The sequence below is a fragment of the Micromonospora sp. NPDC047753 genome (assembly GCF_040642735.1).
Taxonomy (GTDB): Bacteria; Actinomycetota; Actinomycetes; order Mycobacteriales; family Micromonosporaceae; genus Micromonospora.
In genome coordinates, this window is sequence record NZ_JBEYSL010000536.1 from 1 (window position 1) to 4,358 (window position 4,358).

Here is a 4,358-nt window from a genome sequence, read left to right on the forward strand (position 1 = left end):
GTGACCAGTGCCGCAACCTCGATCAGTTTGTCCCTGCCGAGGTCCAACCCAGTCATCTCACAGTCGATCCAGACGAGGAGATCAGCCACCGGGACAGCCTACGCGCAGCCCACGCCCCGCGGCTGCGCGCTCTCGGCGGACCGGACCGCTAGGGTTTCGGGGTGCCAGCAGAACCCGTCGCACCGCCCGCCGTCACCGAAGACGATCCCGGCGGCCGTACGGTCCGTCGCCTGGTCGCGGTGGTGGCCCTCGGCGCTGTGCTGCCAGCGCTGTATCTGCCCGGCCTCGTGCACAACTTCTTCGATCTCAAGATCTACATGTCCGCGATGGACTGGTGGCGCGTCGGCCACCCGCTCTACGACTACGTCCAGCCCGACCGGGTGCAGGGCGAGTTGTACTTCACCTACCCACCCTTCAGCGCGCTGCTGCTGTGGCCGTTCGGTCTGTTACGGCTCGGCGCCACCGTGGCGATCTTCACGGCGCTCACAGTGCTGGCCGTGGTGCTGACCACCCGGTGGCTGGTGACGCCGGTGATCGCCCGACACGCCCTGCCCCGCACGTTCACCCTGGTCGCCGCCGTCCTGCTGGTGCTGGCGGTGGAGAGCATCCGCGAGACGATCACCTTCGGTCAGATCAACATGCTGTTGGTCGTGCTGATCCTGGCCGATCTGCTGTTCGCGGTGCCGCAGGCGCGACGCTGGGCCGGGGTGGGCGTGGGGCTGGCGACGGCCCTCAAGCTCTTTCCCGGCATCTTCATCGTCTATCTGCTGGCCACCCGGCGGTGGCGGGCCGCGGCGGTGGCGAGCGCGACAGCGGCGGCGGCGACCCTGCTCGCGGCGGCGATCGCCCCTCGTGACTCGTGGCGGTTCTGGACGCACGAGCTGTGGACCACCGAGCGGGTGGGACGCACCGACATCGTCGGCAACCAGTCGCTGTTCGGCCTGCTCAGCCGGTTCACCGAGCCGGAGAAGCCGGACCGGCTGCTCTGGTTGCTGCTGGTAGCCGCGGTCGCCGGCTACGGGCTGTGGCGGGCCGCCCGCGCGGCGCGGGCCGGTGACGCGTTGACCGGCCTGACGTTGACCGGGTTGGTCGGTTCCCTGGCCAGCCCTATCACCTGGACCCACCACATCTACTGGTTCGTGCCGGCGGTGGTGCTGCTCGCCGACGCGGCGTTGAGCGCGGACCGTCCGGACGAGGCACGCCGTCGTCGGTGGCTGGCCGGGCTCGCGCTGGGCATCACCGCCGTGACGATCTACGGCGTGGTGACGTTCCAGGCCTGGGGCGCGGGGCCGGTCCGCACTCACGATCCGGTGGACTTCGTCGTGCAGAACACCTACGTGCTGCTCAGCCTGCTGCTGCTGGCGGCGTTGCCGGTGCGCTCGGGGCTCGATGCGGAAAATCGCACCAAATGGACAGACCTCCCGAGTAGTCATGTTCGCCGCTAATCTGTCCTCATCTACCTCAAGCGTCGCTCGGGTAGCACCGCTCCCCCGGTGAGGGTGGCCCTCCGCGTCGGCAGCGCGGCGGGCCACTCGCCGTCTCACCCACCACCACCGGCCGGGCCGTCACCCGACCGGGCCGTCACCCGGCCGGGCCGTCACCCGGCCGGGCCGTCACCCGACCGGGCCGCCACCGGCCGGGCCGTCGCCCGGCGCGGCCGCCACCGGCCGGGCCGTGGGCTCGTCCACGTCGGCCGGCGGCCAGGCGAGACTCAACGTCACCTCCGGCGGGCGGGGAAGCCGGACCGGTTCGGCCAGGTCGGCGAGGGTGGCCGCGCGGGCCGCGCCGATCGCCGACCGGGCGGGTTCCGGGGCGCCCGAGCCGACCGGGGCGAGTTGTCGGAGCGGCAACGGCGAGGTCGGCTCGGGTTGCCGGGGGCCCAGGCCACTCAGCGAGGTGACCCCGAGCCGGCCGGCGAGCACCGGCACCTGATCCGGCTCGACCACGAAGATCACCTCGCGTGGCCGTAGTGGCCGCAGCAGGAGCAGCGCCGCGCACACCACCAGCAGCACGCCGACCGTCAACAGACCCCAGGTGGCCGGGCCGGTCCACCCGATACGCAACTCGGCGTGCAGGTCCAGAGCGAGGTCGTTCTCCCCGTCGGGGCGCATCACCACCAGGCTCATGGGTTCGCCGGCGAGGTCGTCCGCGCTCCAGTCCAGCGAACCGATCCCCTCGCGTACCCAGAAGGGTTTGCCCAGCGGCGTGACGGACCCGGCGGCCGGCGCGACATCCGGGGTGTCGGCGGCCGGTCCGGCCGGATCGAGCCGGACCGGCAGCGGACCCCGGGCCAGCGCCATCCGGCGGACCGTGGCGTGCGGCACCGCCTCCAGCCAGCCCCGCACCTCGGCGGTGGGCGCCAAGCCGACGAAGGCCGGCCCGCCCGTGGTGCGGGCGTCCAGGCGCAGCCGGGTCTGGGCGGTACGCGCGAAGGGCGCCTCCTGCCGCAGCAACCGGTCGAGGTCGGTGACGACGATCGCGTGACCGGGCGTGCGGACCGTTTCGAACCGGGCGGCGAAGGACCCGCCGGGGTCGGCATGTCGGGTCACCAGCCACAGCCCGCCACCGGCGAACAGCGCCGGAATCCCCACCACCAACAGCAGCACTCCGGCGATCACCCGCACGAACCGCATCCGCACCGTCCCCCTCCGTAGCCAAATACCCGGCCGACCTTACCGACGTACACCGTCTGATCAGGGGATATCCACGGCACGGTCGACATCGACTCCGGAAAGCACGCTGGCCCGCCGGAAGATCCGGCGGGCCAGCGGGTGAAACAGGGTCAGACCTTCGCGACCGGTTCCCGGCGGGTACGCGTGAACGCCAGCCCGCCCAGCACCAGACCGGCCAGACCGGCGACGAGACCGGCCACACCGAGGCCGACCGCGAGCCCGTTGCCGTCGTCGTCGTCATCGTCATCGGGCGAGGCCACGGCTGCGCTGGGCGAGGCCGAACCCGCCGGCGCCGCCGCGGCGGCCAGGGTGAGCACCGGAGCGGGGTGCTCCGGCTCCTCGGCACCCGGCGCCGGCTCGTCGATCCACCGCGAGATGTTGCCATCCGAGTAGGTCTGCAGGACCTTGAAGACCATCGAGTCGACCTGCGGCAGCGGGCCCATCGAGACGGGGAACTCCTGGAACTGACCCGGCTTCACCCCCGCGTCGGCGGAGGCCGTCCAGGTGATCTTGGAGACGGCCTCGGTGAGCTGACTGCCGTGCACCTCGATCGGCGGGTCCACCTTGCGCTTCTCCGTGGCGACCGTCCAGCCGGGCACCGGCATCGTCGACACCGAGCCGACCGGGGCGTTCTCCGGCAGCACGACCTCCAACTTGGTGGTCGACGCGGTGTCGCTCTCGTTGGGCACCCGGAACGCCACCCGGGCGTAGCCACCCTGGGTTGCCTCCTTCGGGTTCACCGTGACGTGCGCGGACGCCGGTCCGGCGAAGCCGAGCACAGCGGTGGCGGCGGCGGTGAACGCCAGGGCGGCAGCGGCGGTTGCGGTACGCCGGAATCGGGTCATGGGTTTCGCGAACCTCTCTAACGGATGGGCACGGTGGCGGTCACCGTGGCCTGGTCGATGTCGGTCGTTCGGGCGGTGATCTTCAGCTGCCAATCGCCGGACGTCGGCATGCTGATGTCGCCGTAGGCGTGACTGTCCGTCAACCGCAGCAACGGCACCTCGATCGGCTCGATCCCGGCCGAGGGCAGCGCGACTGTCGCCTTCCACTCCGCGACCAGCAGCGGCTGGTTGGCCTTGTCGTACGCGTACAGGTGAACCGTGTTGTTGCCCCGCCCGGCCGGGCTCACCTCGACCTCGACGGACAGGAGCGGGCTGGAGAGCCTGGTGCTGAAGAGGCCGGACTCGGCCCCGGCGGACGGCCCGGCCGCGGCGGTGCGCGCGGGCGTGGTCTGCACCAGCGTGGCGGACACGGCCAGCACCACGACGGTGACGGCCAGCTCCACCAGGACCGCCCGGCGCACCGGTACCGGGCGTTGCGCCGCGACGCGACTGCGCACCAACTTCCGGGAGTACGCGGCCACGGCGATGACAATCGCGAACAGCCCGATCTTGGCGAGCAGCAGGCGCCCGTACGTGGTGTCGAAGAGCGCCTGCGGGGTGGCCACCTCGATCAGCGCCTGGACGGTGCCGGCCAGCAGCAGCGCCGAGACGGCGAGCGCCGCCCAGCGCGACCAGATCGGCAGGATCGCGCCCAGCTCCCGCTCGTCGGCCTGGCGCAGCAGGAAGACGGCGAGCATGAGCAGACCACCCAGCCAGACCGCCATGCTGCCCAGGTGGACCGCGTCGACCGCCACCGAGACCGCCGGCGCCGGGGAGGCCGCCGCGTGCCCGGCCAGCGGCC

Annotated in this window: 4 protein-coding genes and 1 pseudogene; 1 reads left to right on the forward strand and 4 read right to left on the reverse strand. The window is 72.2% G+C overall.

The features are described 5' to 3' along the window. On the reverse strand, window positions 1–89 hold an 89-nt coding region (locus tag ABZ749_RS30300), incomplete at its 3' end, for an exonuclease domain-containing protein (protein ID WP_357233771.1). 72 nt (window positions 90–161) lie between these two features. Between ABZ749_RS30300 and ABZ749_RS30305 the strand changes: the two genes are divergently transcribed. Then, window positions 162–1,445 carry a glycosyltransferase 87 family protein gene (locus ABZ749_RS30305; protein ID WP_357233765.1) on the forward strand — a complete coding sequence of 428 codons (1,284 nt, stop codon included), beginning with the start codon at window positions 162–164 and terminating at the stop codon, window positions 1,443–1,445. 337 nt (window positions 1,446–1,782) lie between these two features. Here the strand turns inward: ABZ749_RS30305 and ABZ749_RS30310 are convergent. The 3 genes and pseudogenes from ABZ749_RS30310 to ABZ749_RS30320 form a co-directional block, all read right to left on the reverse strand. Continuing rightward, a pseudogene (locus ABZ749_RS30310) lies at window positions 1,783–2,090 on the reverse strand (hypothetical protein); the annotation flags it as partial. Window positions 2,091–2,782: 692 nt separating this feature from the next. Then, window positions 2,783–3,517: a YcnI family protein gene (locus ABZ749_RS30315; protein ID WP_357233767.1), complete on the reverse strand. Its 735-nt coding sequence runs from the start codon at window positions 3,515–3,517 to the stop codon at window positions 2,783–2,785. Window positions 3,518–3,534: 17 nt separating this feature from the next. After that, the coding region (locus ABZ749_RS30320; RefSeq protein ID WP_357233769.1) for a CopD family protein at window positions 3,535–4,358 on the reverse strand (824 nt) is incomplete at its 5' end.